This is a genomic window from Rhizobium sp. M10 (genome assembly GCF_002531955.1).
Taxonomy (GTDB): Bacteria; Pseudomonadota; Alphaproteobacteria; order Rhizobiales; family Rhizobiaceae; genus Rhizobium; species Rhizobium etli_C.
Genome location: NZ_NWTA01000028.1, coordinates 1 through 25740, shown reverse-complemented (window position 1 = coordinate 25740; position 25740 = coordinate 1). Strand labels below are relative to the sequence as shown.

Below are 25740 nucleotides of genomic sequence, written 5' to 3'. Positions count from 1 at the left end.
TTCCTGCGCGCTGTTAGCCGTAGGCTTCACGCGGTTCGGGTCCCAACAGATGCGGGAGGCAAGCGCATGAGTGCCACCCCTTCCTCTGCGGGCATCGGCGTAAGATGGGAATCAGCGCGAGAGAACTCGGGCACTGCGTTTGCAGCGAGAAGTTCGGACTTCGGGATGGGCTTGCTATAGTAGAACCCCTGTGCCACAGCGCAGCCGCTTTCAGCCAAGAATTTTTCTTGATCGACCGTCTCCACGCCCTCAGCGACTACATTTTGCCCTAGGCAGCGCGCAATTGAGAGAATTGCCTTGACCAGTTCTCTACTTCGCTTGTCGGATCGATTGATGAATGACCGGTCAATTTTGAGGGTATCAATGGGAAAGTTAGCCAAATAGCTCAGAGATGAGTAGCCGGTGCCGAAATCATCGATCGCTATGGAAATTCCGCTCGCATGCAATTGAGAGAGTGTCGTCGAAACGCCCTCGCAGTTATGGAGCAGGAGACTCTCAGTTATTTCAACCTCGATCCACTCCGCACGACAACCGGTTTCCTGCAATACGTCCGCCACCGTTTGCGACAAACGCGGGCATTGAAACTGCTTAGGAGACAAATTTATCGCAATCTTGTGCGGGGGCAGTCCATCTGCATTCATGACGGCAGCCGTGCAACACGCCTCATGCAGCACCCATCGTCCAAGATCGATGATCAATCCCGTTTCCTCGGCGACACCTATGAATTCTCCCGGAGGGATCATTCCCATCTTCGGATGATGCCATCGTAGCAGTGCTTCTGAACCGATCACCTTTCCGTTGTCCAATAGGACCTTTGGCTGATAATGGAGTTCAAGTTGCTCATGTTTCAAAGCTAGGCGTAGGTCTGATTCTAGCGCTAGGCGCTTTTCAGCCCCAATCGTGAGATCCTTTGAGTAGAAGCGGAAGTTGCTACGCCCCGAGCGCTTCGCCAAATACATCGCAGAATCCGCATATTTCACCAAATCGTCGGGAGCGTCGCCGTCATTTGGAAATACCGATATCCCGATGCTGCAGGATACAAAGATCTCCCTGTCGGAAAGCATGAAGCGTTCGCCGAATGCGGCAAGCATTCTGCTGGCAATTTGAGCCAAATCGTCATTGTCCTGAACATTGGGCAGCAAGACTGCAAATTCATCTCCACCGAGTCTCGCCACGGTGTCGCTGGCACGGACGCCTTTTTTCATGCGTGTCGCCACCTGCCGCAGCAACTCGTCACCGACGGGATGTCCCATAGTGTCATTGATCGCTTTGAAATGGTCCATGTCGATCAGCATCACCCCGGCTCGCTGGCCCGCCGAAGCCGCGTCCCCGATCATCTCGCGTAGCCGTTCATTGAAAAGTGTCCGGTTAGGCAGGCCGGTCAGAGAATCGTAGAATGCCATCTGATGGATTTTCTTACGGGACGTGTCCAGTTCGGTGATATCGCGGGCGACGCCGAGGATCCCCATCAGCTTTCCCCCCGTGAATACCGGAACCTTACGAGTCTCCAAAAGCGTTGATCGACCGTCCTCGTGAGCGGTAAACCGTTCCTCATTGATGAGAATACGGCCGGCTTGCATGGCCTCCTCATCCTTGTCACGAAAAAACTGGGCGAGTTCGGGAGTAAACAGGTCATAATCCGTTTTCCCGACGATTTCCGCTTCTGCCTTGCCGACCAATTCTTCGAAGGCATGATTGCACAACAGATATTTGCCTGTTACGTCTTTCAGCCATACCATATCCGGAATGGTCTGCAGGACACTTAGGAGGCGAGCCCGAGCTTCAATAGTCGTGCCCTCGGCGTGCTTTCGTTCGGTAATATCGCGAGATAACACCAGAAAAGTGACGGTTGAGTGATTGCTGCTTGGTCGCCTTGCGACCGACAGTTCAAACCAACGGGATTCGCCGTTTGGTAGGGCTATACGGACACAACGACCGTAGGAGGCGCCGGTTTCATCGGCTTCTTCAAGAGCCAGCATAGCGATGTCGGCCTGATCTGGAGGGAGCACATCGCGGACAAGCTTGCCGAGCAGCACTTCTTTTCGCTGCGCCAGGATCTCCTGATTCCTTGCCCAGACCTGCAGGTAGCGACCGTCGGCATTTACCTCGAACAGAACGTCAGGAATGGCGGCAATAATTCCCTCTGCGAATTCAAGAGCCTCTTTGAGATCATGCTCCGCACGTTTTCGCTCTGTGATGTCCAACATCGCGCCAACCAAGCCGATCCTGTTACCAGCGATATCAGTGATTGCGGTCTTGCTGAGTAAAAGATCAACGACACCACCATTCTCGGTGGTGGCCTTTGCTTCATATTGCTGAACACCGCCATTTGCAAAAAGCGCCTCGTCCAACGCGGCATACGTCTCGGCTATGGGTGCGGGCACCAAATCGAAAACGGTTTTTCCGATAATATCTCCCTTTGAGCGGCCGGAGAAGCTTTCGAAGGCCCTGTTGCAACCAAGGTGTATCCCATCTCTGTTTTTGAAGAAGACGGGTAACGGGATCGCGTCGAGTACGACGGCACTGGACATCTCTTCGGCGTTGAATGGCAAGTCGACGTTTGTCGCAGGATGCCGGGGATTCGCCCGGAAAGCCTTCTCAAACGGTTGCTTCAGACTTGCGACATCTGCGTCGTGACCGTGCGATGGCCGGACAACGGAGGCTTCCGAAAATGGCGGGGCCGTGCCCGTGGCAAGCGGAGGGCTGGCATTGACCGCGTTGCGGAAGGCTCCACGCCCCTGGTCGATTTGAGCATCAGTCGCCATCTGCACTTCCACAGGCTGTTCGGGGCGGGATGTGCGTTCCGATTGACGTACGTGTTTCATGTGCCTGTCCTGCTTTGTCACGTGGCTGAGCAATCATGCGTCAAGCCAGCATTTTGTTAGGACCGCACAAGTCATTTGGCGGAGTACCATGCCGCTACCCCACCGGGATATCGCTCTCATTCAGAATCATCAGAGACGTGTATTTGCATGTGGTCGGCGACGCCGCCCATATCATTTAGAACGCTTGCCAATCATCATTCGAAGGCGCGAGCACCAGGTTACCACGGCGCATCGGATAGTCTCCGCGGTCAACCATTGTCTGACCGGGCGGGAAGCTCTTCCCAAGTTCGCCCGTGACCTTCTGTGGCTTCCCGCTCTCGTCTTTGAAGTGGAAATGTTTCAACAGTGCGGCTAGGCTTTGGCTCTCTTGAGCGAGGTGCGATCCTGCAGTATTCATCTCCGCGACCATGCTCGCATTTTCTTGAGTGGCATGGTCCATATGGTTAACCGCGCCGTTGATCTCGCGCAGGCCCGACGATTGTTCCTGGGAGGCCGTTGCGATTGCGTCCATATGAAGATTTACATCCTGCACAAGCTCTTCAATCGTTCTCAGGCCCGATCCGGTTTCACTCACGAGCCTTACGCCTTCGTCGACGGCAAGAGCTGAATTGCCGATGAGATCCTTGATTTCTTTTGCCGCTGTCGCTGAGCGCTGTGCAAGCTCCCTGACCTCCTGGGCAACAACCGCAAAGCCTTTTCCCGCGTCGCCAGCACGCGCTGCTTCGACGCCGGCGTTCAGCGCCAGGAGGTTCGTTTGGAAGGCGATCGCGTCGATGACGCTGATGATCTGGGAAATCTGCTTGGAGGAGTTTTCAATGCGATTCATGGCGCCGATAGCATCGCGTACAACCCGACCGGACATTTCCGCATGATCTCGCATCTGTTGGACGGCTCCGCGCGCCTCAGCCGTCCTCTTCGTGGTCGATGCAACGTTGACGGTTATCTCCTCCAACGCCGCTGCAGTTTCCTCGAGCGAAGCCGCCTGCTGCTCCGTGCGTCTTGAAAGATTTTCAGATGCGGCCGAGACGCCCGAGCTGCCATTCGTGACCGTTTCGACTGAATGGCCGACGGTAACAAGCACGTCCCGGAGCTGACGAATGGAAGCGTTGAAATCCCTGCGCAAACTTTCAAACTGTGGCGCTAACGGCTCCTCAATTTCATAAATCAAGTCTCCATCCGCCATCCGCTTCAACCCGGTTGCCAATGCCGTCGTCGCTCGGATGAGGCGCTCTTCTGCTTCTTTTTCCGCCCTTACCTGAATATCCAGCTTCTCTTGGTCAGAACGAATGCGCTCAGCTTCCGCGGATGTCTCCAGGTTACTTTTCTGTATGGCCGCGCCGCGGAAAAACTCAAGGCAACGCGCCATGTCCCCGATCTCGTCGCGTCGGATCGTCAAGGGCACCGGCGCCGACGTATCGCCTTCTGCGAGTGCCTTCATTCGGCTTGTCAGAGTCCGAATGGAGCTTGAAATTCTCCGAACGACCGAAATGCACAAAATGAGTACCGTAGACATGATCAGAAGCGTGGCGCCGGAGTAGCCGATAAAGGCATTGCGAAGATCGGCGTAACGCTGAAATGCCATCTCGTCCAACTCGTCGCCGGTGCGCATAATGAGTGCGGTCAACAAAGCAGCCCGCTGTTGGGTGATTTCATTCCATCGATCCAACGTCTCGGGGGGGAAGGAAACGCCCGGCTGGTTTGCATACATCTGATCGCGAACGCCCGCGATGAACTTGCCTGCGGCGCTGGCCTCGAAGTCGTCATAAGATTTGACGAGATCGGCGGGGAGAAATTCCTGCATCGCAGGCACATAAAGCTGCTTTAGATTTTTTGACTGTAAGAGGGACGAAAATAGATCGACGGACATGGCTGAATTTTTGACGTAGGCTCGGCCGGGCCTGATCTCCAGCAAACTAGCTTCCGTGATCTGCATGAGCGCGTGAAAACCGGTAATTTGGCGTGCTAAATCCAAATCATTGACAGTCGCCCCAGTGCGACGGACGAGCTCCAAGCCCGCAAGGGCAGCTGGGCGCAAAGCAACAGCTCCCTCCGCCTCGCTAGCCGTTCCGTCATCGACGCGCCGGCGGAAGCTATCGATATTGTCCCGCCTTTCACGAATGATCTGTACCGCCCGTTCTATGGCCGGATCGTCGAATGCCTTTTTCCAAGAGTCGTAAGCGGAAAAGACCGCTGTAAAAGCCCTGTCCGATGCAGCTTGCTTTGCCCGACGCACGTCGGCGCCTGCAAACGCTTCCGCCGCTATAGCTTGGGCGAGGAATCCGCCTTCCCGCCCAAGTCGCTGCGTTGTTTGTGCGCTGCGGAAGGTAGAGTATTCTCGGTAATATCCCAGTGATGTTGATACTCCGATGATTACGAACGCCGTCAACGGGATAATTGCCAAAATCATTAAAAGTAGAGATAGCGGCAGTCTCGACATATGTTCCTCATAGACGACTATAAATTACACCGGCTTCCATTAGCGACGCGGTCCAGAACATTGCGACATTGACCGCTATGTGTGAGATGACCTCGGCATAATTACTATAAGATTAACCCCTGTAGTGGTCTTGAACTGCGTTGCGCAGATCGGAACATCGTCGCGTTCAGGGGATCATCTGCAAGACAGATCTTGGGCCGAGGCAGTCGGCTTTTCTGGAGAGTGCTGTTGCTGCAAGCCTTGAGGACGGTCGAGCGTGCCGGCTGATCGTAGCTCGGTCGGCGCAATCTGCTTATGATATACGCAATGTTTCCGAGGGAAGTACCCCATAGCGCTTGCGATAGTCCGCAGAAAATCTGCCTCTATGCACGAAGCCCCATTTCAGAGCGACCTGCGTGACCGAGAGGCCAGGTTCGCCTGTCATCAGTTCCTGATGCACTAATTCCAACCGTAGGTGCTGCAGGAATGCCAGAGGGGTCGTATTCCGAAAGTTGCGAAAACCGCTTTGAAGAGTGCGTCGGCTTACGCCACAAGCCGTTGCGATTTCCTCAAGAGATAGCGGCCGAGTAATATTGGCACGCATATAGTCGACCGCCCGCTTAACGGCCTTGGGTAAGGGTGATTCAGCAACGCGGCATAACTCAGATGAGTAGCGATGCTGCGCAGCTTCGATCAAAAGCTCCATCGTCGTTTCAGTGAGGTGATGAAGTGCTATCGGTGATTGAAGGAGGGTTCCGTCTCGTAATCCAGCATACAGCACTGGTACCAGTTGAACCAAAAGGGAGCCGAACCCGACCGATAGGTCGATTTCTGGCGAAAAATCGAGGCTGCCTCTTATTGGCGTATTGAGCCGACATCCCAAACGGCGCGTCAGCTCATCATGGGCGATCCTAAGCCCCAAATGTTTCCTGGGCCCAATGAATTGGGTCGTACTCGCCGACATACTGTTCACGAAAACGCCCCGCGTTCCCTCTGACGGGATTTGTCTGCCGTCAACGGTAACGACCGATCGCCCATGTAGTGGAAGCATGATGATGTTTGCCTCCGCCGGTCCCCGGTGCTGGACGGTTAGGTCGCCCTCGTAGTGCGCGGCAATAACTGCAATCGGACCATTGGTAATCGCATGTACATCGTAGGCGATCGTCTTATCGCCATGTACATGCGCTTCAGATTGCGGGGAAAGCCTCGAAAGCGCTGCCGCGAGTTCCTCGCTGCAGGTACCTTTGAGCGAGAAATGGTCAATCTTAGAGGGGGACACTCTCAACTCTCCACATCATCACTTCCTTCCCGAAACGGTATTCAAGCATGAGGCCCGCCTATCGCTAACGACAGGCGGACAGGGCAATTGACTTGTCGCGGCCAGTCCTCGCCGTGAATTCGACGCAGTCGAAGTCGCCTAAGTTGATAGTGCGAAGATCAATCATTGTTATATATGGAACTCCGACAGAATTGTTACCTGCTGCCAACCATCGCTTCGCAACCGATTCCCAAATGTCTGGCCTTTGATGGTCTCCATTCACGGCCCAGCAGACTCGGGCGTGCTCGCGCTAGCGACTAAACCTCATCCTTTAAGGTTTCTTTTTGCGTGATCAAACGTGCGGAGTGATGGCCGGAAACAAAGATCCATAGCCAGCTTAGTCCCACTGCCAATCTGCTCCTCGTACCTATCAGGAAGTAGATATGGGCAAGCCCCCAAATCCACCATGCAATTCCGCCCTTGAGCCGGATCTTCCCAAAGTCGATAACAGCCGAATTCGGCCCGATGGTAGCCAGGTTTCCCAGATGCCTATATCTGAACGCACTTGGAGTGGGTATACCCAGACGTCGTGCTTCAATTACCGAAGCGACATATTTGCCTTGCTGTTTGGCGGCGGGAGCCACTCCGGGGACGGGTGTTCCATCAGCGGCCTTCACGGAGGCAGTATCTCCAATAATAAAAATCTCGGGCTTACCGCCAACAGTCAGATCTGGCTGCACGACCGCCCTACCCGCCCTGTCCTTTTCAGCACCGACCCAGGCGGCGGCGTTCGACGCTTGCACCCCCGCAGCCCAGATGACGGTCCGGCTTGAAACGAACTCATCTCCGATCGCGATGCCGTTCTCGTTGCATGCCGTCACGGGAATGCCTGTTCTCACTTCGACGCCCATCTTGATTAGCGACTGCTCGGCATATCTCGAAAGTGCCTCCGGGAACACGGGTAGGACACGTGGACCTGCCTCGATGAGAAGGATGCGCGCCGATCTGGTGTCGATGCTACGGAACTCCTCAACAAGGGTTCGTTGGGCCAGTTGCGCTATAATCCCAGCCATCTCCACGCCTGTCGGGCCTGCTCCGATTATGCTGAACGTGAGCATTGCCTTCCGCCGTTCGGGATCAGCCTCCAATTCGGCCTTCTCAAACGCGAGAAGAAGCCGCCGCCGGATGGTCGTCGCGTCTTCGAGTGCCTTTAGCCCGGGCGCAAACGGCTCCCACTCGTCCCGGCCAAAATAGGCGTGCCTTGCACCTGTCGCGAGAACGAGCGTGTCATAGGGAATAGCATTCCCATCCTTGAGCGATACTACGCGTGCCTCGGTATCAACGCCAACAACCTCGCCCAGCAGCGTCGATACATCCTTTCGTCCTCTGAACAATGCTCTGATGGGCCAGGCTATCTCCGAGGTTGCCAATACAGTCGTGGCAACTTGGTAGAGGAGCGGTTGAAAGAGGTGATGGTTGCGCCTGTCGACGATCGTTATGGAAGTGTCGGGACACTTGAGGTCCTTCGCTAACTGGAGTCCGGCAAAGCCACCGCCGACTACGACAACTCGATGCGTATCCATTTCGTCTCCCTCAAACCTGCGCGCTCGGGGCGCGCGCCTCGTAGAAATGGCCATTGCGCCCGATCAGTCGCTGATACGGGTATTTACATTAATCGACGGTGGACTCACCAACAGTGGAAGAAGAGGCTCCAGCACCCGCTTGACATTAGGATGTTCGCCATGGCCAACGACAGCCGCCTCATTCTGCCAGCCGTCTAAGATGATGAAAGTGTTCGGATCGTCCGACCGCTGGTAGAGGTCGTAGTAGAGACAACCAGACTCTTCGCGGGCGGGTCCAATGAATTCCTGAAGGAGTTCTTTTACGCGATTTCGATTTTGGGACGTGGTTTTGAATTCCACGACAAGGTGCTGTTCCTCTGACTTCTTCGATGTCATTTGCGCTGGCTCCTAATTGAAAACGACGACCGGCTTGATCACTCGCCCGGCTTCGGCGTCCGCGATCGCTTCGTTGATCTTCTCGAAGGGATACTTGGTGATCAATTTTTGGAAGGGGAAAAGCCCAGCCTGATTAAGATCCATCATCTGCGGAATGAACAGCTGTGGAATCTGATCACCAAGGATCGCACCCTGGATCTTGCGATTGAACACCATTAGATCGAGGGGGATGGGAATGTCGTTACCGAGCGCGTCGAGGCCGAGCAAGACAACGTGCCCGCCGGCACGGGTGCACTTGATCGAGTTCAGAATAACCGGAATGATGCCAACTGCGTCAATCGCGAAGTCGGCACCGCCGCCCGTCAGCGCATGGATCTGGTTGACTACGTCGGGATCTTTGCCGTTGATCGCATGTGTGGCACCAAGCCCCATGGCCATGTCTAGCCTCTGCTGATTCAGATCTATGATGATAATCTTGCTGCACCGACGAACTTTGGCGGCCATCACGGCGGCCATGCCGACAGCACCTGCGCCGAAAACGGCTATCGTCGACCCTATTTCCGGCTTCATCGCGTTTATCACTGTTCCTGCACCCGTTGCCATGCCGCACCCGAGTGGCGCAGCGTCGGTAAGGTCGAGGTCTGTTTTCGGCAAAAGCGCTGCATTGTTTTCAGTCGCAAGGATATGCGTCGCAAAGGACGACTGGCCCACGAAATTGCTGCCAATGCCAACTTCATCGCAGAGCAATGCCTTCTTACCATTCGGACGAAGCCCCGTAAGATTGTACTGGGTATAGTTTTGGCAGTTCATTGGGTGAGAACGGCGGCAGTCGGCGCAGAATCCGCATGAGCTCTGGCTCAGTGCGACGTGATCACCCACTTTGAGGCTCTGAACTTCTGGTCCGACCGCCTCGACGACGCCGACGCCTTCGTGCCCCGGGATCACCGGTGCCGGCGGGCCAAAAATACCGTCGCGAAGCAGCAAGTCCGTGTGGCAGATCCCGCTCGCAACCGTGCGAACCAGGATCTCGTTGCCTTCGGGGTCAGCCAGTTCGAGTTCACGGAATTCCAGCGGGCTCTTTGGCTTCACGGCGACAGCCGCAGTGATTTTCACCATTATATTCTCCTGCGTTCTCCCGCAATTGCTACGGGAATGACTTGATCGGCCCGACGGACTAGACGCGACCCGCGCGCGCACCGTAGATGATTGCGGCAAATGCAATGATCACGCCCTGGACGATAAGCTTGCCCGGCTCCTGGATGCCGAAGACGGTCAGCATCGCGAACAGGAAGCTGAAGGCAACGACGGCAACGAACGGCCCGGCGACGCCGCCCCGGTCGACGCCGAACGTCACACCGCCGAGGATCGTGGCGGCGAGCGCATTCATGAAGGTGTCGAAGCCTGGCTTGATGGTGCCGACCGCCAACGCGGATACCTGGACCAGGGCCGCGATGCCTGTCAGGGCGCCCGCGAGCGTGTGCGAGACAAAAATCGTACGTGCCAACGGAATTCCTGTAGTTTCCGCCGCCCTCGGATTGTCGCCGACGGCCCTGAAGTAACGCCCGACGATGAGAAAGCGAAATGCGATAGAAATCAGGGCGGCGATGACGATCCACAGGACCACGGAATAGGAAAGGCCGTGGATATTGCCGCTCGTAAGTATTCGAAGCCAGCTTGGCGTTGAACCGGGCGCGCGGCCGGCGCTCATGTATTGGACGATCCCAATCAGAATGGCCGAAACACTTAGTGTGGAGATAACGGCAGAAGCGCGCACGTATGCTACGAGTATTCCGTTTACACCCCCCACAGCTAGCCCAATCACAACAGGCATGAGGACGGTCATTAGCGGTGGATAGTTGTTGAGCTGGCCCGAGCTGGCCAAATAAATCGCGAACGCGAAAATACCGCTGACAGAGAGATCGATGGATCGCACCCGCATGACAAGCGACTGGGCGAGCACCGCGATCCCGAGCGGCGCTGACTGCTTGAGGATTACAAACCAGTAGTTGGGATTTATGAGCGTGGCGCTCACTGCTGGAGCAACCGCAACCAGGATTGCGAGCACATAGTATGCGGGCGGTAGCCCGAGTATCCACGAAATGGCGCTCTTACCCCTCAATGAGCGAGATGGTGCTTCAGTTTTCGAGTCTGATGTGGTCATCGAGAAGTCCATCTCTTTCAAAGTCCGATTGTTTTGCGTCGCTGCGAAACGACGAGTACGAGAAGCAACACACCCTTGACGACCGACTGAAGAAATGCAGAGACGTTGGCCAGATTCATCACATTATTCACTGTCCCGAGGATCGCCGCGCCAACGACGGTTCCCACAATGCTTCCGATGCCCCCGGCGAGGTGGACCCCACCCAATGCTGCAGCCGTTACAGACTCAATCCCGAATGAAGCGCCGCCCTTAGGATCACCCGATGCAAGGCGACCTGCAAGAAACATCCCCGCAGCGCATGCGAATAGAGCGGAAAGAACATACGCTTTGATGATGGTGCGCTCGACGGGAACACCGTTCATCCGTGCGTTGAAGTCATTGCCGCCGGAAGCGAAGAGGTAGAGGCCGAAGGGACGACGATAGAGAATCCAGGATGCGAAGAGCGATGCCGTGATCAACCAAAACAATGAGTTAGGTACGGGGCCGATGGATCCGGCTACCGAGCCGGAAAGCCACTCCGGAACGCGCCCACCTGGGATTGGCAAAATGATCAACGCGATACCTTGGCCGATGCCCATTGTTGTCAGCGTCATGATGATTGGATGTACATTGAGGCGCGCGACACCGTAACCGTTCGCTACTCCGAACCCCATCGCCACCGCGATGCAGATAAGCACGCGGGTTATCTCAGGAAGATCAAGCGTCATGATCGTCGTCGTTAGACTGATGACGGACCCAACCGACACGTCGAGGCCGCCAGTGAGAATGACGAACGTCTGACCGAGAGCCGAGATGACGAGCACCGTCGATTGCGCCAGGAGATTAGACAAATTCTCCGGATCCATGAAGTCCGGCAATAATATTACCGAGGCGACAACCATCACCAGGAGCGTTCCAATGGAAAGCCCGATCGCTCCCGCGCGATAAGGGAGCTTCAGGCGACTGGCAAATGAATTCATAAGTTATCCTCCTCAATGCACCGCAGCACGGGGATCCGGTGACGCACTCGCCCCCAGCGCAGTCTCGAGGATTCTTTCCTCGGTCGCCCCCTCTGCGGACATCTGCCCGACGATCTTCCTGTCATGAACGACCAAAATGCTGTCGCAGAGCCCTATAAGCTCAGCGTGCTCGCGCGACGAAACCACGACCGCACCGCCACGATCACTGAAGTCCCGCAGCAATCTGTAAATCTCTGCCTTTGCACCGACGTCGACGCCGCGCGTGGGCTCCTCAATAACGAGGATGTCCACTCCGGAGAGCAACCAGCGGCCCAGCAGCACCTTCTGCTGATTCCCGCCCGAGAGTTTACCTACGGGCGCATTGGGATCGGCGGCCGCAACTCGTAACGACTTGATCACCTCGCGGACCTTCGACACCGATCGCCACGCAACGCTTGCCATATTCCGATTGAGCTGTTTTCCCAGCGCGATGTTGTCGTAGATAGGCAGGCGCAGGAACAGCCCTTCCTGCTTCCTGTCCTCAGGGATAAAACCGATTCCTGATGCGACCGCGCGAGCGAACCCTGACCCTACATTCACCACGTGCATGCTGTTGTCGGGGCCGGCACGCCACACGGCGATGGCCTTTGGCGATTCAACGCCCACAATGGCACGCATTATCTCTCGCTGGCCCTGTCCTTCGAGCCCTGCCAGCCCGATGATTTCACCTTTTCTGACAACGAAAGTGACTGTCGAGCTGCTGTCGTCGAGGCGCAAGTCCGAAACCTCCAGCATTGCCGCTCCGGTGGCCTGCGAGCGCGGCGGAAAGAAGTTCTGAAGTTCGCGACCAACCATTGTCGCTACCAGCGTTTGCAAGTTGAAGTCCTGCGCTCTTGCAGTCCTTACCCAAGCGCCATCTTTCATGACGGTGATGGTGTCGCATAGTTCGAAGACTTCATTCATGCGATGAGAGATGTAGACGACAGCCTTATGTTGAGCCTTAAGGTCGCGGATAACCTTGAAAAGATGCGCGACATCGGTCGAGTTCAACGCCGCCGTTGGCTCGTCGAAGATGAATACGTCCGCGTTCGACGTAAGTCCCTTCGCGATCTCAACTGCCTGCTGCTGCGCGACAGTCAGTGTCTCGACGATCGCGGTTGCGTCGAGCTGTGGAAATACGTCAGCCAGCAAAGCGCGAGCGCGTTTCACTACCTCGACGCTATCGATCGAACCGTCAATGCGACGAGGTTCGTGGCCCAGGAACATGTTCTCAGCAACGGTGAGATTGGGGATCAGGGTAAACTCCTGAAACACCGTCGACACTCCCGCCAACCGTGCCTCCTTAGGGGAACGGAAATTGACTTCCTCCCCGCGGAGCCGAACACTTCCTGCGCCCGGCTGATATACCCCCGCCAGAATACGCATCAGGGTGGACTTCCCCGCGCCGTTTTCCCCCATCAGAGCGTGCACGGAGCCACGTTCCAGGGAAAAGCGAACGTCCGAAAGGACTTTCGTGAAACCAAACGATTTGTTGATGCCGACCATCTCGACAAGCGTGCTCATGGGAATTTCCATCTTCGACAGGGATACGGGCACGAGTGATCGTGCCCGTAGTTCATCAAGCCTTGAAATAATCAAGGAGCTTTTCGTTCGGCATTTCGGTCGGCGCCCAGTACGCATCAGTGAGATCTGCGCGATAGAACTGGGAGAGCGTCTCGTCGGTGATCGGCTTGGGGCGGTTCGTCCAGTTACGCTGAATCGGCTTCCCATCCAGCAAGGCGAAGGCGGCCCGTAGCGCGGCAGTAGACAGAGCGGGTGGGCAAATCGGACCGATCGAGGAAAGTTTTTCGTCATTCCAACGACGCATCCAGCCGTTAAGTGCTTCGCCCGTGATTGGCGGGATCGTTGAGGCGCCAGCCTCCTGCAAGGCATCCAAAACGCCAAGAGACATGTTGGCTCCATCGGTCCAGATGCCCGCGACATCGGGGTCGGAGAGATACAAGCTTTCGGCGATCTTCTTTGAGTCCTCATAAGACCAGCTTCCGTGCTGGGTCGACGTGATCTGAAGTCCAGACTTGCTGAAGACTTCCATGGCGCCTGCATAACGATCTGCATCGATGGGATGCCCGGCGACGCCACGCAGAACCCATACCTTGCCCTTGTTGCCAAGCTTGTCGACGAGGAACTGAGCCATCACGCGCCCGAAATAGAAGTCGTCGCCCTGGACCTGAACCGTAAACTCCTCGGTGTCGACGCGTCCGAGATAGACTACGGTTGGAATGCCAGCAGCCTTTGCCTTCTTGATGCCCTCGACGGCGGAACCGGTGGTTAGCGGTGCGATGATGATCGCATCGACCTTCTGGGCGATCAGATCCTCGATATCGGCAACTTGTTTGGAGGCATTGAGATCAGCGCTCCGGAACTGGTAATCAGCGATCCGATCCTTGTTCTTTTTTATTTCATATTCGGCTTCAAACGCCGTCTGGTAGGTATGCGTTGAACCAGCGAGGCCGTAGTGGCTGTGTCCGATCTTCCACGGGCCTGACTTCTTGAACTTACCCGCGTCGACAATTGGGTTGGCGCCTTCGGAGGGCCAAGTGTCAGGTAGGAGACTGATCGCGTCGTCGGCGCGAAGAATCCCCGGCATTCCGAACGTGCCGGCTACAGCAATTGCCCCGCTCGCTTGTAGAAATGTACGTCTCTTCATGAAAATTCCTCCTCCGGCCGCTCTGGGCGGCATTGTCTGTTAAGGCGAGAGCCTTGCCTTCCCAAGCCGTGCCGGACTCTCCTCAATACGGCGGAGTGCATTGGTATGAGCTATCAGACAATCTGTCAATAAATATAAACTTCGACGTTTGTTTTTTCGACATCGTTTTGTTTTCACTTGCACATAGTCGCACTTGACGGATTGTCCGATAGTGCGACAATATTCGTGTTCGCTAAATCGATGGGAGGGTTATGAATGTCCACTCTGGTGATTGTCCGGCATGGCCAAAGCGAAGGGAACGCGCGCGGGGAGTTCACGGGTACGAGCGACGTGCCGCTCACACAGGAGGGCTGGTCTGAGAGCAGGCGAGCCGGCTCACTGCTCGCGAACCTCGGCATCTCGTTCGATATTGCGTTTAGCTCTGCCCTCTTGCGCACAGTCGACACTTGCAGAGCGATTTTGAACGAAACCAACGGCGATCTGCTGGAGCCAATCAGGAGAACCGAGTTGAACGAACGCGACTACGGACAGCTCACCGGCATCAACAAGAACGTGGCACGTGAGCGGTGGGGCCAGGATGTTGTCCAGGTTTGGCGCCGCTCGTACAGCACTCCACCACCTGGGGGAGAAAGCATACGGGACATAAGCGCGAGGGTTCTGCCCTTTTTGATAAGCGAAGTGTTCCCCCCCTTGTTGAGAGGGAAATCGGTTCTTGTGGTGGCCCACGGGAATACGATCAGGTCACTAAAGCAGGGCATCGAACGCCTCACGATCCAGGATACGCTCGCTATTGAGTCACCGACCGCCGCGCCAACTGTATACCGGATTGCGTCGGACCTCTCGATCATCGAGAAGACTAACGTCCTGGTTGGTACTGTCTGTTAAGCCTGGCTGGCAGTAGCATCGTTTGTAGTCGGTTGAACTTGGCAATACCGGTGTCTCGAAGCTGTCGATAGCCTTCAGAACCGGCTCGACGTCGGCAAGCGACGCCATCCGGCTCGCCTCACACGTTGCTACTAAATTTTCGTCTGCCGATCTTTCAGCCCAAAGCGGGACAAGACGCATGCTCCCTTTCGAACATGCATCGGAACCCTTTGATCACTTCAAATCAGCGTTCACTCGTGACTTTGCAAAAATGCAGCCCTGCTCCGGTTGAACTGATCTAATTTAATAGAGTAATTATTGACTGATTGTCTGACGATGAGTACGTTCGCGCGAATTGCGTTGTGAGCCTTGGAGGAACAGTTACATGAAGCAGGCATATGCGGCGGTCTCGCGCGAAAAGGCGAAGCCCTTGATCTTGGAGTGCATAGGGATTGAGGAACCTCGTGCAGACGAGATTTTGGTCCGCATCGTCGCATCGGGGGTATGTCATACCGACCTGGTGGTCAGGGACCAGGGATATGACGTACCTCAACCTGTTGTGTTGGGACACGAAGGCTCTGGCGTCGTCGAGGCCGTCGGGAGCGCAGTTAAAGATCTTGTGCCCGGTGATCACGTTGCTTTGAGCTACGCCTATTGCGGCAAGTGCGAAAAGTGCCTTTCCGGTACACCTTTCTACTGCGAGGACTTCTTCGGTCGCAATTTCCGCGGCACTCGTCCGGATGGCACCTGCCCGATCCATGATTCTCACGGGAAACAGATTAGTGGCTGCTTCTTCGAGCAGTCGTCATTTGCAACCTACGCCATCGCCAGCGAACGAAACGCCGTGAAGGTTGCAAAGGATGTTCCACTCGAGTTGATCGGACCGCTCGGGTGCGGGCTTCAGACCGGTGCTGGCGCGGTACTGAATTGCCTCAAGCCGAAGCCCGGCTCGTCAATAGCAGTGTTCGGTGCTGGTGCGGTTGGCATGGCGGCTACGATGGCCGCGAAAATCGCCGGATGCGCGACCATCATCGTGATCGACTTGAACGATGAACGGCTGGAACTTTCGCGCGAACTCGGGGCGACGCACACGATAAATGCCCGCAAATTGGACAGCGTTGCCGCGATCAGGAAGATCGTCCCCGCAGGCGTTGATTTCAGCTTGGAATGCACGAGTTCGCCGCGAGTTTTCCGTCAGGCAGTCGACTGCCTTGGTACGCCGGGAACATGCGGTCTCGTTGGCTCGTCCGCTCTCGGCACTGAAGGCACGATCGATATCGGGAACTTCCTTTTCGGCCGCACATTGATCGGCGTTGTCGAAGGACAAAGCGTTCCGTCCGAGTTCGTCCCGCAGTTGATCGAGTATTGGCAGCAGGGACTTTTCCCGTTCGACAAACTGGTTCAGTTCTATGACCTCGACCAGATCAACGAGGCGATGGCTGATTCCGAGAGCGGCAAAGTCATTAAGCCGATCCTTCGCATGAAGCATTAGTTTTGCGAGACTTTTCGAAAGACAAGACGGACCGCGATTAAATGCGATCCGTCGGAACAGCCGTGCTCAAGACGAGATATGGTCGAACGCTGCTTTCGATGCAATCGCGGGCCACATCACTCCGATAGGCCTGCACGAATGATGTGCTGGCAGGGCCCACGCAAAAGCTCTAGGACTCTGCCGGTCAAAGGCGGCCCCCTACAATCACCGGCAGGTAAGTGGCGAGGGCGGCTCCGTTATCCAAGGGGTCCAGAGAACACCTGCGCGCCAAACACTGAAAAGACGTTGCTCCGGCCGACGTGTTCAGCTGACGTGTCCTGGTCCAACAGGTGGCCAAACCGATCGCGCTTTGTCTTAAAATAAGTGATGTTGGACGCGCTAGATGCGGCGATCAGACTCTGGCGAGACGACACGATGACGCCTGACGTTCGCAGCGCCTCTATTTTTGTAGGATTGTTGGTCAGAAGCCGAACGCTGCCGATACCGAGGTCGCGGATGATATCCGCCGCTGCGTTATATTCGCGGGAATCAGATGCGAAGCCGAGTTCCCGATTTGCCTCAAGAGTATCACGACCATGATCCTGCAGGCTGTAAGCCGCAATTTTGTTTCCTAAGCCAATGCCACGCCCCTCTTGCCCACGCATGTAGATCACGCAACCAGCGCCCGCTAACTGGACCGCCCGAAGAGCCATTTCGAGCTGTTGACCGCAGTCGCATCGCATGGACCGGAACGCCTCACCTGTCAGACATTCAGAATGCACCCGTACCAGAACGTCTTCCTTCTCGCACAACTCGCCAAGTGTCAAAGCTAAGTGTTCAGTTCCCGTCAAACTATCGCGATAAGCAATTGCCTTGAAATCCCCAAACCGCGTTGGCATAAAGGACTGCGCGTAACGCTTTACCCTCGTATCACGACTCCTGCAGTACTCAATCAAAGCGTCGATCGTTACTATGTGCAGGCCATGTTCGATTGCGAACTTCTCGAGATCTGGCAGTCGAGACATGGTTCCGTCGTCATTGGCGATCTCGCAGATTACGCCAGCCGGCGCCAGGCCGGCAAGTCGTGCAAGATCCACGGCAGCTTCGGTGTGGCCAGGACGGCCCAGGACACCGAGACGATTTGCACGCAAAGGAAAAATGTGACCCGGTCGCGATAGGTCTTCCGGCCGCGTCTGCGGATCGATGAGCGACTTGACGGTTGCTGCTCGATCTTCGGCTGAAATCCCTGTCGTTGTGCCGTGTTTGCAATCGACGGAAACGGTAAATGCCGTCTGCAGTGAGTCCGAATTACGTGTGACCATCAGGGGGATCTCGAGTTTGTCGAGACGTTCGGCTGGAAGTGGCACGCAGATAAGGCCTCTCGCATATTTCATCATGAAAGCGATGTGCTCAGCTGTTATTTTTTCGGCAGCAACGACTAGGTCGCCTTCATTCTCCCGGTTTTCGTCGTCGACCACGATAACCATCTCGCCCGCTTCGATCGCCTCGATCGCCTCATCTATGCTCGAAAAAGACATGGAATCCTCCTCCTTATTATGGGCTGACGGCGCGACGCGCGGCATCGAGCTCTCTGTCGACAAGCGCGCGCAGGTTCTCAGAAAGAGCATCGTTCTGAAAATCTTCATCGAGAGCGAAAATGAAACGGCTATGTATTTGCGCTTCGAAAAAGTCGAATAAGGCTTCCATCGAGGCTTCGACGAGCGGCTTGTGACTCGATGCTTTACCGGTTGCAAAAGGGATCACATAGCGGCCCTTAAGCGCTTTCATGTCGACAAGGTCGAATAAATGCTTCAGCAACCCAGTGTAAGATGCTTTGTAGACCGGACTACCAACAACTAGCACGTCACTAGCCAAAATATCGTTGAGTGCCGCTTTAACAATCTCAGCGGCGCTGGAGGGCAACACTGTTGCCCCAAGGTGCGGATGAAGGTCGACAAGGTCCCAGCAGCTTGCTTCGTTGCCGGACGCGCGCACCCGATCCACCATGAAGTCTGCTACGGCCCGGGTTTTCGAGGGGCGCGATAAATTCCCCGTTATTACAACAACTTTCATGTCACAGGACTCCCAACATTCTCGCATAAGACAATCTTACAATTTTCACTCACACCGCAATGGAGGTCGTTGAGGACCCGTGGGGGCAAAAATAGTCCTGCGGTGTCCTGAGCCCTCACAACCCGTAATTTCCCAACCTCGAAGGCTGGATTGCTTCGCAGAAGTCTTCTGTCTCGTACGACTTTATTCTCTCAATGGGTGGGCTCGCCGTGCAAGCGCACCTACTGTCTGCAATCCCTGCCGCTTTTACCGACCCAGCACGTTTGCGTTAGAACCTCCTGGACACGGAATGAGGCGTTGCCGCTTGATATACGGTCGCCGTGGCTCCACCTCAGTTACGACAGGTAGTATCCCGGTCACTTACGGGAACTCTGGTGAGCTTGCCTTCGATGGATCATGGGCGAGCCAAGGTTCCGCATGCGATACCCATACGTTTGACATCGGCACACTTCCAGGATCGGTATCGAACGTGCCGGCTCTAACGACTTTGAGCTCCGGGCTGGCCGGCCGCTCCGCATAAACGTGCGAGCCACATACCGAACAAAACCACCGCAGCTTTCCAGGCGTCGATTCGAAGCTATGAAGCGTATCTTGGCCTGTAAGGATCTTGAAGTGCTCGCTTTTCACCTTCGCAGCGGTATTGTGATCAGCGGCGTGTGACTTCCGGCATGTTTGACAGAAGCAATTCCACATGGGTCCATCAATTTCCTGAACCTGGTACGTTACCGCTTTGCATTGGCATGATCCGAAGATTGGCATCGGGTATCCTTTCACTGATTCATTACGTTGATTTCAAATTTCTCGTCGCCGCTAAGCCAGCGTTTGATGTTGCGCGCAGCCTGGCGGATGCGGTGTTCGTTCTCGACGAGCGCCAGACGGACGTAGTCGTCGCCCATTTCGCCGAAGCCGATACCCGGTGCAACGGCGACGTCGGCCTTCTCGACCAGCAGCTTGGAAAACTCCAGCGAACCGAGATGACGGAACTTTTCCGGGATCTTTGCCCAGGCGAACATGGTGGCAGCCGGCGGCGGCACGTCGAAGCCGGCCTTCCCGAAGCTTTCGACCATGACGTCGCGGCGACGCTTGTAGACGTTGCGAACCTCCGCAATGTCGGAACCGTCGCCGTTCAGCGCATGGGTCGCGGCCACCTGGATCGGCGTGAAGGCGCCGTAGTCGAGATAGGACTTGACGCGGGTGAGCGCCGCGATCAGCCGCTCGTTGCCGACGGCAAAGCCCATGCGCCAGCCGGGCATGGAAAAGGTCTTCGACATCGAGGTGAATTCGACGGTCACATCCATTGCACCCGGCACTTCGAGAACCGATGGCGGCGGAGCGCCGTCGAAGTAGATCTCGGAATAGGCAAGGTCGGAAAGCACGATGATGTCATGCTTCTTGGCGAAGGCGACGACGTCCTTATAGAAATCGAGCGTCGCGACGAGGGCCGTCGGGTTCGACGGATAGTTGAGGATCAGCGCCAACGGCTTCGGGATCGAATGCCGGACCGCCCGCTCCAGCGGCGGGAAAAAGCTCTCATCCGGCTCAACCGACATCGAGCGGATCACGCCGCCCGCCATCAGGAAACCGAAGGCGTGGATCGGATAGGTCGGGTTCGGGCAGAGGATCACGTCGCCGGGCGCGGTGATCGCCTGCGCCATGTTGGCGAAGCCTTCCTTGGAGCCCAAGGTGGCGACCACCTGGGTATCCGGGTTGAGCTTGACACCGAAACGGCGGGCATAATAGGCGGCCTGGGCACGGCGCAGCCCCGGAATGCCCTTGGAGGAGGAATAGCGGTGGGTGCGCGGATCCTGCACGACCTCGCACAGCTTGTCGACGATCGACTGAGGAGTGGGAAGGTCGGGGTTTCCCATGCCGAGATCAATGATATCGGCGCCGCCCGCTCGCGCGCTTGCTTTCAAACGGTTGACCTGTTCGAAAACATAAGGCGGCAAACGTTGAATTCTGTGAAAGTCCAGCACACTATTTCCAATCAAATCGCAGATACCTCCCGCGCCGATTATAGAAACCGACGCGGGAGGCTGGGAGGTCTCCTTCCGGAGAACATTCATTACTTCTTCGGCCGCCAAGCTAACGGATCTTCAGGACGTTCGAAGTAGTTTGCAGCGACGTCTGCAGGCCACCAGCCGTTGTTCTTCGGCTCGATCCAATCCGTGGAATTGGGATCGCAATCTTCCTTCAGCACTTCCTTCACGTCATCAATGGTGTAAGGAAGCGCAGGACGAAGAATCGACTGGATCTTTGGTCCCTGGCCTTCGAGCGTTCGCATCATGACGTCCCACACAAGGCGGGCATCAGACCGCGGCGGCCAGAAATGGAAGCTCTTGCTTATGAAATCAGGGTTCTTACGCCAGTAGCAGGCTGCCGAAGCCTCACCCCCGAGCACGATAGGCATCATGTCGCGGCCGGATTGCTGTACTGCGTTCACGACACCGTTTTCTGAAGCGGACTGAACGAGAATGCCATTAACCTCAGCAAGATTGGTGGCAAGAAACTTCTGAACCTCAACCTGGGCGACCTGGTCGGTCCATTTGCCAGCTATCGTGCCTACAATTTTGATACCGGGGAATTTATCGAACGCGTTCTTCGCGCCGATGTCGAAGCTGTCCGATGATGCGAAACCGGGGATGCCCGATACCATCAGGACGTTGCCTTTTTCACCGATTTCCTTGGCAAGCCATTCAGCAGCCTTGTAGCCACCGTCGGTGTTATTCTCTGTGGCATTGATTGCGTAGGGTGATGTGACATAGCCCGAGACTGAGAAGACTGGCACGCCTTTCGAATGAGCATACTCTATGGTCTTGTTAAGTGCGGTAATGTTCGAGCAGCAAATGACGATCGCATCAACACCGTCGTCAACCATCTGCCGCATCTGCTGGATTTGGACAGCGTCTTTGAGGTCAGACTGCGTGACGATTAGATCGGAGACTAGGCCTGCTTCCTTATATCTCGGAAGCAATACGTTGGTGAATTCGTCCAGGATGTTCGCGCGCCAGGTATTACCGGCATATGTGGATGCATAACCAATTTTCCACGGCGGTGGACGTTTTGGAACAAAATCTTTGTACACCGTCCCCCCGAGCGGAATGGCGGGATCGATATTCTCGTAAAGCGCCTTTTGGTCCGGCGGCAACGAATCGAGGCCGTCAGCCTTCGCCACGCCGTTCATGTGATAAAGGCTCGACAGCGTAAAAAGCGCTGCAACGATTTTCTTCAGCATTCAGGGCCTCCTCCCCTTGTGGTTCCGCTCAACCGCCGGCCCCTTTGGCCGCCAGCCGCGAAAATCCTGCCAGAATCTGGCAGAGTTCGTGTCGGGACGGCAATCGCCGTCCCGAGGACTGGTTCAGTTGCGCAGACCGGCTTGCTTGAGCAGCGGCATGACACGGTCGTTAAAGAAGGGAAGTTCCTCGTTGTAATCGACCATTGTCAGCAAGGCGCCGTTGACGCCTGTATTGCTGAGATCCACGAGCTTGTCGGCGACTTGTTCTGGATTGCCGACGATCGGGTATCCACCCCAGCCAGCGACGAAGCGTTCCTTGAATTTTTGATACATTTCGGCAGAATGGTTTTGAGATTGCACCTGCAGAACTTCACAGATGTTCTCGCATGCCTCCCAGTCACCCTTCTGGTTGACGTAGTAGTCGTAGTATTCCTTTGCTTCCTTCTCCGTTTCGCGAACGATAACGGGGCAAGCTGTGAATGTGCCAAGATCACGGTTATATTCAGTACGCGCCAGGTCCTTCACCTTTTTGACCCAGGCAGCGCCGGATTCCATGTCTTGCATGAAGCCGAAGTTGAAGTCGCAGAACTTGGCGGTGAAATGCAGTCCCTTGCCCGAGGCGCCGGCGCAGATCAGGAGCGGGCGACCCGCCTTGTTGTAGGGTTTGGGTTCACTGAAGGCGTCTTTGACTTTGAGGAACTCGCCTTCGAAGGTAACGCCATTGCGTTTCCAGAGCGTCTCGACGATATCCATCCATTCAGTGGCGTATTCATAGCGGGTGTCGTGCTCCATCATAGGAACTCCGAACATTTCCATTTCGGGAGTGAACCAGCCGGTAACGAGATTGAGGCCGTATCGACCCTTCGAGATGTGATCGATTGTTGTCGCCATCTTGGTTGCAACAATCGGGTTTAGCGTCGGAATGTGAGTCGTTGAGAAGAACTGGAGCTTCGTGGTGACCGCCGCGAGAGCGGCCGCCCAGGTGAACGTATCCATGTTCACGCCATTGAAGTTTGAAGGACCGCCAAAACCACGCCAGCGTGCAATCGGCACCATGCATTCCCAACCGGCTGCCTCAAGCTTCTTTGCAATCTCGACGTTGTGGTCGAAGGTAGGTTCGAACGTTGTCTCAGCGAGCGTAATCGCGCATGCATTCGAGCAATTCGTGCCAAATACGCCGAGCTTGAGCTTGTTATCATTGAACATTGGGTTTCCGGCAGCGCGGAAATCGTCTTGTGCGGTCACTGTAGTCCCTCCTCGGGCTGGCAACGGATGATGCTCAGCCCACTCAAATGCGTTGAATAACTAGATGCCCATCTCGTCGAAAACTTCCGCTGCCACGCGGAAGCTGTCGATGGCCGCAGGAACACCGCAGTAAATCGAAACCTGGAGGAAAACCTCCCGAATTTCCTCTTTGGTAAGACCGTTGTTGATTGCTCCGCGAACATGCAGTTTCAGCTCATGCGGACGATTGAGGGCCGAAATCATCCCGAGATTGAGGATGCTGCGCTGCTTGCGCTCCAGGCCCGGCCGATTCCAAATCGCGTCCCAGCAGTATTCTGTGACGAGGGTTTGCATCGGCCAATTGAAGTCGGTGGCTTTGCTGACCGACGCATCAACATAGCCCCCCCCCAAGACTTCGCGCCGGGTCTTTAGTCCGCGCTCAAAGCGCTCTGTGACTTCACGTCCATGAATTTCTCTTGCGGGTGCCATATTGCTCACGCTTTTCTCCTTGCCGCCCTTGGGCTTTCGATGAGTGATGTGATTGGTGGTTAAAGCCACCTACTATGCGGCCGATCCACTGATGGACGACGACCTGACGAGTTGACCGTTTTCGTAGAGAAGCGGCGCGATTGACTCGATGAACCGTGCTTCGAGCACTTCTCCGAGCACAACATCATGCGTTCCAACGTGAACGACATCTTTTAGCTTGCAGACAAACGCCGCCTGCGCATCGGACAGGACCGGCATGCCGTCGAGAGACAGCCACTCGCCGTAATGAAAGCGCTCTTCACCCTTCAATTGCCCACTGAACAGCGGCACAAGATCGGCATGTGAAAGATGCAGCATGTTCACGGCGAACTTCCCGGAGATCTTCAAAGGCTGATTCACCGAAGCCGATTGGTTGATGCAGACAAGAACAGTTGGTGGGTCCGCGGTAACCGACTGGACCGCGGTGGCGGCCATGCCATGACGGACCCCGTTGAGTTCGGTCGTGATCAAGCAGATGGTTGATGTGAACCGACGCATAGCTGCCTTAAAAGCCAACTGCGCCTCAGTGCTGGTATCGGCCATATTGTCCTCCCACGGCCAAATTCGATCGAGCCTAGATAAACAGATCAGCAGACAATCTGTCAACTGGATTTTCACAATTGACAGATTGTCTGCTAAAATGTCTTCTAAGGCACCCAAAAATGAGGAGATGGTCGATGGATTTGAATCAAAGAGTTTGTATCGTCACAGGGGGCGGCAGCGGCATTGGTCGTGCGACAGCCGAGCTTTTCGCAAAGAACGGCGCCTATGTGGTTGTTGCTGATGTCAATGAAGACGCCGCGGTTCGTGTGGCGAACGAGATCGGCTCGAAGGCTTTCGGTGTTCGCGTCGACGTCTCGTCCGCCAAGGACGCGGAAAGCATGGTTGAGAAGACGACCGCAAAGTGGGGCCGGGTCGACGTGCTCGTCAATAATGCCGGGTTCGGAACGACGGGGAATGTGGTGACCATTCCTGAAGAAACTTGGGACCGGATTATGTCCGTAAACGTCAAAGGGATCTTCCTTTGCTCAAAGTACGTCATTCCTGTTATGCGACGGAACGGCGGAGGTTCGATCATCAATACGACTTCCTACACCGCAACCTCAGCAATCGCGGACAGGACTGCCTACGTAGCATCGAAAGGAGCAATATCTTCGCTGACGCGCGCGATGGCCATGGATCATGCGAAAGAGGGAATTCGTGTCAACGCGGTCGCTCCAGGGACAATCGACTCTCCTTACTTCACGAAAATCTTCGCCGAAGCGAAGGACCCCGCGAAGCTTCGCAGCGATTTCAACGCCCGTGCCGTCATGGATCGGATGGGGACAGCTGAAGAGATTGCTGAAGCAATGCTTTTTCTTGCGTCCGATCGTTCGAGGTTCGCGACCGGTAGCATTCTGACGGTCGATGGCGGCTCCTCGATCGGAAACCACCTGGTCAAGTGAAGGAAAGGGCGGCACTCGTCATGCCCTTACATTTGAGGCAGGAACACCGGGTATAAGGCTCCAGCCTCGTTGATCATTGACGTGTTCCTAACCCGTCAATGACAGCACAGAGCTGTTGGCCTAGGCGCAGCTCTTGTCGGACTTGCGGCACGCTCCAGCAAATATGATAGAGAAGGAGAAGGACTGCCGGCGACAACTAGATCTAACAGCGGAAACTGGATCAAGGACATTTCGCAATTTTTGTCGAATAACCCCACGATGTCGGTCAGATGACGTCATGCGAGTGCCGACCTTCCGGAATAGCCGCATGCTGGTTCCGAATGCCCTCTATCGCAACGCTGTCGGCATAAGTTTAGTCCGGAATACAAGGTGATACGATCGTGTCCCGGGAGGTGGTGTAGGTCGCGGCTGATGGCCGTGCTTTCCCGACATGGGTCGGAAGGGGATATCAGCGTGCCACAGCGGGGCAGGCTGATTTGGGGCTCATCTCATTTGGGCCATGGTCTCAAGCGTCATATACTTGGCGCGTTGAACGGCCCATTCGTCATTCTGTTCGAGCAGCAGTGCGCCGACGAGACGGACGATGGCTTCGTCGTTCGGAAAGATGCCGACGACCTCGGTGCGTCGCTTGATTTCG

The 25740-nt window shown here is 55.7% G+C and carries 22 protein-coding genes; 3 read left to right on the top strand and 19 right to left on the bottom strand.

Going from position 1 to position 25740, the window contains the following annotated elements; translation table 11 throughout:
* Window positions 1-26: 26 nt before the first annotated feature.
* From CO671_RS28915 to CO671_RS28870, 10 genes are all read right to left on the bottom strand, one after another.
* The gene (locus CO671_RS28915) at window positions 27-2825 is read right to left on the bottom strand and encodes a bifunctional diguanylate cyclase/phosphodiesterase (protein ID WP_012489479.1); all 2799 of its coding nucleotides are present in this window, start codon (window positions 2823-2825) and stop codon (window positions 27-29) included.
* 175 nt (window positions 2826-3000) lie between these two features.
* A complete protein-coding gene (locus CO671_RS28910) occupies window positions 3001-5262 on the bottom strand; it encodes a methyl-accepting chemotaxis protein (RefSeq protein WP_008534399.1) in 2262 nt (753 codons plus the stop codon).
* A 292-nt stretch (window positions 5263-5554) separates the two neighbouring features.
* The gene (locus tag CO671_RS28905; RefSeq protein ID WP_008534397.1) at window positions 5555-6520 is read right to left on the bottom strand and encodes an AraC family transcriptional regulator; all 966 of its coding nucleotides are present in this window, start codon (window positions 6518-6520) and stop codon (window positions 5555-5557) included.
* A gap of 296 nt (window positions 6521-6816) precedes the next feature.
* Window positions 6817-8082 (bottom strand): NAD(P)/FAD-dependent oxidoreductase, encoded by a 1266-nt coding sequence (locus CO671_RS28900; protein ID WP_012489478.1) that lies wholly within the window; start codon window positions 8080-8082, stop codon window positions 6817-6819.
* A gap of 63 nt (window positions 8083-8145) precedes the next feature.
* Window positions 8146-8457, bottom strand: a complete 312-nt coding sequence (locus CO671_RS28895) for an antibiotic biosynthesis monooxygenase (protein ID WP_004671505.1) — start codon at window positions 8455-8457, stop codon at window positions 8146-8148.
* Between the two features lie 12 nt (window positions 8458-8469).
* Window positions 8470-9573, bottom strand: coding sequence for an NAD(P)-dependent alcohol dehydrogenase (locus CO671_RS28890; protein WP_004671507.1), 1104 nt, complete (start codon window positions 9571-9573; stop codon window positions 8470-8472).
* Window positions 9574-9631: 58 nt separating this feature from the next.
* Window positions 9632-10630, bottom strand: a complete 999-nt coding sequence (locus CO671_RS28885; protein WP_026188838.1) for an ABC transporter permease — start codon at window positions 10628-10630, stop codon at window positions 9632-9634.
* A 5-nt stretch (window positions 10631-10635) separates the two neighbouring features.
* A complete protein-coding gene (locus tag CO671_RS28880) occupies window positions 10636-11577 on the bottom strand; it encodes an ABC transporter permease (protein WP_004671512.1) in 942 nt (313 codons plus the stop codon).
* 12 nt (window positions 11578-11589) lie between these two features.
* A complete protein-coding gene (locus CO671_RS28875; RefSeq protein ID WP_012489476.1) occupies window positions 11590-13119 on the bottom strand; it encodes a sugar ABC transporter ATP-binding protein in 1530 nt (509 codons plus the stop codon).
* A gap of 55 nt (window positions 13120-13174) precedes the next feature.
* Window positions 13175-14263, bottom strand: coding sequence for a substrate-binding domain-containing protein (locus CO671_RS28870; RefSeq protein WP_004671515.1), 1089 nt, complete (start codon window positions 14261-14263; stop codon window positions 13175-13177).
* A 255-nt stretch (window positions 14264-14518) separates the two neighbouring features.
* Between CO671_RS28870 and CO671_RS28865 the strand changes: the two genes are divergently transcribed.
* On the top strand, window positions 14519-15148 hold the full coding sequence (locus CO671_RS28865) for a 2,3-bisphosphoglycerate-dependent phosphoglycerate mutase (protein ID WP_008534389.1): 630 nt from the start codon (window positions 14519-14521) through the stop codon (window positions 15146-15148).
* 364 nt (window positions 15149-15512) lie between these two features.
* Complete coding sequence (locus tag CO671_RS28860; protein ID WP_004671520.1) at window positions 15513-16619, top strand: NAD(P)-dependent alcohol dehydrogenase; 1107 nt, start codon at window positions 15513-15515, stop codon at window positions 16617-16619.
* A 236-nt stretch (window positions 16620-16855) separates the two neighbouring features.
* Here the strand turns inward: CO671_RS28860 and CO671_RS28855 are convergent, their stop codons facing one another.
* The 8 genes from CO671_RS28855 to CO671_RS28820 form a co-directional block, all read right to left on the bottom strand.
* Window positions 16856-18136 carry a bifunctional 3,4-dihydroxy-2-butanone-4-phosphate synthase/GTP cyclohydrolase II gene (locus CO671_RS28855; RefSeq protein ID WP_004671523.1) on the bottom strand — a complete coding sequence of 427 codons (1281 nt, stop codon included), beginning with the start codon at window positions 18134-18136 and terminating at the stop codon, window positions 16856-16858.
* Between the two features lie 16 nt (window positions 18137-18152).
* The gene (locus CO671_RS28850; protein ID WP_004671524.1) at window positions 18153-18671 is read right to left on the bottom strand and encodes an NAD(P)H-dependent oxidoreductase; all 519 of its coding nucleotides are present in this window, start codon (window positions 18669-18671) and stop codon (window positions 18153-18155) included.
* Window positions 18672-19031: 360 nt separating this feature from the next.
* Window positions 19032-19364, bottom strand: coding sequence for a GFA family protein (locus tag CO671_RS28845; protein WP_225881302.1), 333 nt, complete (start codon window positions 19362-19364; stop codon window positions 19032-19034).
* A gap of 77 nt (window positions 19365-19441) precedes the next feature.
* Window positions 19442-20659 (bottom strand): LL-diaminopimelate aminotransferase, encoded by a 1218-nt coding sequence (locus CO671_RS28840; RefSeq protein ID WP_026188837.1) that lies wholly within the window; start codon window positions 20657-20659, stop codon window positions 19442-19444.
* A 77-nt stretch (window positions 20660-20736) separates the two neighbouring features.
* A complete protein-coding gene (locus CO671_RS28835) occupies window positions 20737-21906 on the bottom strand; it encodes an ABC transporter substrate-binding protein (RefSeq protein WP_004671529.1) in 1170 nt (389 codons plus the stop codon).
* 123 nt (window positions 21907-22029) lie between these two features.
* Window positions 22030-23151 carry an LLM class flavin-dependent oxidoreductase gene (locus CO671_RS28830; protein ID WP_011053356.1) on the bottom strand — a complete coding sequence of 374 codons (1122 nt, stop codon included), beginning with the start codon at window positions 23149-23151 and terminating at the stop codon, window positions 22030-22032.
* Between the two features lie 60 nt (window positions 23152-23211).
* Window positions 23212-23619, bottom strand: coding sequence for a carboxymuconolactone decarboxylase family protein (locus tag CO671_RS28825; RefSeq protein ID WP_004671531.1), 408 nt, complete (start codon window positions 23617-23619; stop codon window positions 23212-23214).
* Between the two features lie 72 nt (window positions 23620-23691).
* Entirely contained in the window at window positions 23692-24201 is a 510-nt protein-coding gene (locus CO671_RS28820; RefSeq protein ID WP_008534378.1) for a flavin reductase family protein, read from the bottom strand.
* A 134-nt stretch (window positions 24202-24335) separates the two neighbouring features.
* Between CO671_RS28820 and CO671_RS28815 the strand changes: the two genes are divergently transcribed.
* On the top strand, window positions 24336-25103 hold the full coding sequence (locus tag CO671_RS28815; RefSeq protein ID WP_004671535.1) for an SDR family oxidoreductase: 768 nt from the start codon (window positions 24336-24338) through the stop codon (window positions 25101-25103).
* Window positions 25104-25586: 483 nt separating this feature from the next.
* On the opposite strand, the gene CO671_RS28810 is transcribed toward CO671_RS28815, so the two are convergent.
* A partial coding sequence (locus tag CO671_RS28810) for a transposase (protein ID WP_170965067.1) occupies window positions 25587-25740 on the bottom strand: 154 nt, incomplete at its 5' end.